The sequence below is a fragment of the Oleiphilus sp. HI0125 genome (genome assembly GCF_001635355.1).
This window is the reverse complement of sequence record NZ_LWGF01000101.1, coordinates 1-3,934: the sequence shown is the minus strand read 5'-3', so window position 1 is coordinate 3,934 and position 3,934 is coordinate 1. Positions and strand designations below refer to the sequence as shown.

5 protein-coding genes are annotated in these 3,934 nt (G+C 44.3%); 1 reads left to right on the top strand and 4 read right to left on the bottom strand.

Going from position 1 to position 3,934, the window contains the following annotated elements; translation table 11 throughout:
* Positions 1–26: 26 nt before the first annotated feature.
* Positions 27–1,391 (bottom strand): 30S ribosomal protein S12 methylthiotransferase RimO, encoded by a 1,365-nt coding sequence (rimO, locus tag A3762_RS01635; protein WP_068753786.1) that lies wholly within the window; start codon positions 1,389–1,391, stop codon positions 27–29.
* A 420-nt stretch (positions 1,392–1,811) separates the two neighbouring features.
* Between rimO and A3762_RS01630 the strand changes: the two genes are divergently transcribed.
* A complete protein-coding gene (locus tag A3762_RS01630; RefSeq protein WP_068753785.1) occupies positions 1,812–2,261 on the top strand; it encodes a hypothetical protein in 450 nt (149 codons plus the stop codon).
* Between the two features lie 37 nt (positions 2,262–2,298).
* Here the strand turns inward: A3762_RS01630 and A3762_RS01625 are convergent, their stop codons facing one another.
* The 3 genes from A3762_RS01625 to A3762_RS01615 form a co-directional block, all read right to left on the bottom strand.
* Entirely contained in the window at positions 2,299–2,724 is a 426-nt protein-coding gene (locus A3762_RS01625; protein WP_068753784.1) for a DUF2802 domain-containing protein, read from the bottom strand.
* A 15-nt stretch (positions 2,725–2,739) separates the two neighbouring features.
* Positions 2,740–3,228 (bottom strand): chemotaxis protein CheW, encoded by a 489-nt coding sequence (locus A3762_RS01620; protein WP_068753783.1) that lies wholly within the window; start codon positions 3,226–3,228, stop codon positions 2,740–2,742.
* Between the two features lie 112 nt (positions 3,229–3,340).
* A partial coding sequence (locus A3762_RS01615; RefSeq protein WP_197468933.1) for a chemotaxis protein CheW occupies positions 3,341–3,934 on the bottom strand: 594 nt, incomplete at its 5' end.

Here is a 3,934-nt window from a genome sequence, read left to right as displayed (position 1 = left end):
CCTAATTAGAAAGTAGATAAAGCGAATTAGACGAGATGCGCCCAAAGGTCGTATTCATCAGCTTCCTCAATTTCGACTTCAACGATCATTCCCACATCTAGGAAGGTAGCGCCATCGATAAAGACTTGTCCGTCGATCTCAGGCGCGTCACCCATCGTACGACCAACTGCGCCTTCGTCGGCAATTTCATCAATGATCACGAACTGCCGTGTTCCAACTTTTCGTTGCAAGCGGCCTGCAGAAATCGCAGCTTGCTTCTCCATAAACCGACGTTTACGGTCCTCTGCGACATCACTCGGAACATGATCTGGCAAATCATTCGCTGGCGCACCTTCAACAGGTGAATAAGTAAAACAACCAACGCGATCTAATTGTGCTTCATCCAAGAATTCGAGTAACTCTTGAAAATCTTCCTCAGTCTCGCCAGGAAAACCGACGATAAATGTACTGCGAATAGTTAAGTCTGGGCAGAGCTCCCGCCATTTTTTAATACGATCCAAAACCTTTTCAGAATGAGCAGGTCGTTTCATTGCTTTGAGTACTTTTTTACTCGCGTGCTGGAACGGAATATCCAAATAAGGAAGGATCTTGCCTTCGGCCATTAACGGAATAATCTTATCAACGTGCGGATATGGATACACATAATGTAATCGCACCCAAACGCCCAACTCACCCAGCGCAACAGCAAGATCTTGCATGCGCGTTTCTAATGGCGAGCCCGCGTTAAAATCAAGCTTGTACTTAACATCAACACCATAAGCACTCGTATCTTGTGAAATAACGAGTAGCTCGCGCGTACCCGCATTAACGAGTTTTTGTGCTTCTTCTAAAACAGAAGAGATTGGTCGGCTTACTAGATCACCTCGCATATGCGGAATGATGCAAAATGCACAACGATGATTACACCCTTCAGATATTTTCAGATAAGAAAAATGCGGTGGCGTTAATTTAACGCCTTGCGCAGGCACCATATCGCTGTAATGTTTTGCATCCTCGATTGGCGGAATATATTCATGAACAGTATTAAGCACAGTCTCATAATCAGCTGGACCACTCACACTCAATACATCAGGGTTTTGTTGCTTGATTAGATCCGCATCGGCACCCTTACCCATGCAGCCCGTAACAATCACTTTACCGTTCTCTGACAGCGCTTCGTTAATTGCATCCAGTGATTCCTGCTTTGCCGCGTCGATAAAACCGCAGGTATTCACGACAACAACATCCGCATCTTGATAGCTTGGAACGATGTCATAGCCATCTAATTGCAACTGAGTCAGCAATCGTTCTGAGTCCGCGAGGTTTTTCGGGCAACCTAATTGAACCAGACCTACTTTACCAGAGGACGAAACCTTAGCTTTATCATCAGAAGGATTATTAACTTCACTCATACTAACGAAATATCTCAATAAAAGACGGGATTGATGGCGCGGAAGTATAGCGGATCAGCACTTACGTTGCATTCAAGAATCCATCAGCAGCACTACCCTAAAAGTAGGGTCGGTAGAGCCAGTTGTTAACGAATGTTACAAAGAAAGGCGAATTTTGTGGGACGCCGCACTATTTATGACCAGCTGGGCTATAAACGGTAGCATTTCTATATCATTTTCTTACATAAACATGGTGGCTAGGCCCTGATATTTATCTAATCTCACAATAACGGTAACGATTTTGCTTAAGAAAACGTGACTTAAGTAGTTTGTAGGTCGTTCACTTGCACAACAAAGCGTCAAATCGCACCAACTAAAACTGTGCAAGGTTTACAAACCAAGTGACGAGTAGATGTTGCGAGAGCAACAAGAGAGATTAGCATGAGCAGAAGTTTAATTTATCATACGCAACTGACCAGAAATGGTACGGTTAGCGTTGAATCAGAATCAGGTAGTGTTAACACACAATTAGATGCAGTTTCAAAAAGCGGAATTGTTCTACACTGTGATAATCAAGCACTCGCAAATATTTTCCCTAAAACTCCATCTCTTTCCCCAAAGCAATCAGTAAAACTGGATGTTGATTTTGGCTTGCCAGAAGTCGGTCGAGTAACAACAACGTGTGATGTTGTTTCATTACGACGTCTATCTCGAGACACATTCGAATTACAGATGAACTTTGCGGAGTTAAATGATCGTGCTGTTCGCGCTGTTGAACATTACGTTGAAAGACAATTACGTATTTCTCAGAATGCAAAGGTGACTCAACTGAATACGATCAACCTAGAGACACTTAGCAGCAACGAAGAGAAAGTACGTCACGTAGCTTGAAAGCTTAAGCAGGATCGCTAATCTCCTGCTTTAACTTTTAGATTTTCGTATTAAGAACTGGAACGTCTTCTTTTTCTTGCGCTTGTTTTGTCAATGCAGAAACAAGTTCCGCCTCAGGACGAGAAATACTGCAAGCGCTCATCAATTCTTCAACACTTGCTCCCATCCGTACTAAACGCCCTGCTTCTGAATAACTGACTTTAACTGGATCGTTACGATGTATCTCTTCGACGGATATCTCCAAGCTATCATGCTTATCAACAACACCCTGAATGCGCCTTCCCATACCAAGAGTTGAGTGGCTTAAGGCATTCAATTCTTTAGATAGCGCATCAATTTTTTTGATTAAACGTTTTTCTACCATGGCTTGTTTGCGCAAGGTAATGCCGCACGCAACTAAAGCAAAGATGGATGAACACGCTAACACTAACATTAGCGGATCAAGGATAATTCCAAACAACATAAGGTTTTCCTGTGGCTATAGCGATGCCATTTCTGCCCATTCTTCTTCAGACAGCATTTTTTCAAATTCAACCAAAATGATCAGCTCGCCATTTTTATTGCAAACACCTTGAATGAACCGTGCACTTTCATCGTTGCCAACGTTCGGCGCTGTTTCAACTTCTGACTGCTTCAAATAAACAACTTCTGCAACCGAATCAACAAGCACACCAACAACCTGACCCTCAAGCTCAAGTACAACAATGCGTGTCTGGTCTGTCACCTCAGCCTCTGGCAACCCAAAACGCGTGCGGGTATCAATGACCGTTACAACATTACCACGCAAATTGATAATGCCGAGCACGTAATGTGGCGCGCCAGGCACGGGAGCAATCTCTGAGTAACGCAAAACTTCCTGAATTTGCATAACATTAATGCCGTACGTTTCTTCATCTAAACGAAACGTGACATATTGAAGTACCTGATCTTCTAATTGATCAGAGTTATGAGCTGTACTTGAAGACATTGATCGCCTCTTACTGACCGCTTCCGCGATATTTATTGTTAAGAATTCGCCAAGTTATAAATGGCTCGTCATAGCTTAAATATAGAACATAGCGCACTCTGCGCCACCTTATTCACTCCGAAACATGCAACTTATTTTCATCAAGCAGATCGGCAAAACTATCTACATCTAGCAGAGCACACATTTTGTCTATGACAGTTCCTGCTAACCATGGCCGTTTACTGTTGCAAGTACGCCACTTAACTTGACTCTGTTGCAGCCTGACGGCATGAGAAACAGAGGTACATGCTAATGCCCAGTTAGTATCACCCAGTCGAATCACAAAGTCATAATCCTCGATACCTGATGCCTGCATTCGGCTAGGCATAACCCAGCGAGCTGTATCCACAACTTGCAGATTGCCGGCGTTGCTATTAAGCATCCCTAGGTACCAAGAACTTCTACCGACGATCGGCGTAATATCTGAATCGATACGATGAATCGAGCCCAGAGAAACTAAAGGTACTGCGAGCTGAAGACCTTTCACGTCAAACAAAAGCGCTTCGAATTCGGGCAAGTTCTTAAAGGAGTTTTCGCGCACTCGTACTTGAGGCGGCTCTGGCCCTGGCTCTGGCTCTGGCTCTGGCTCTGGCTCTGGCTCTGGCTCTGGCTCTGGCTCTGGCTCTGGCTCTGGCTCTGGCTCTGGCTCTGGCTCTGGCTCTGGCTC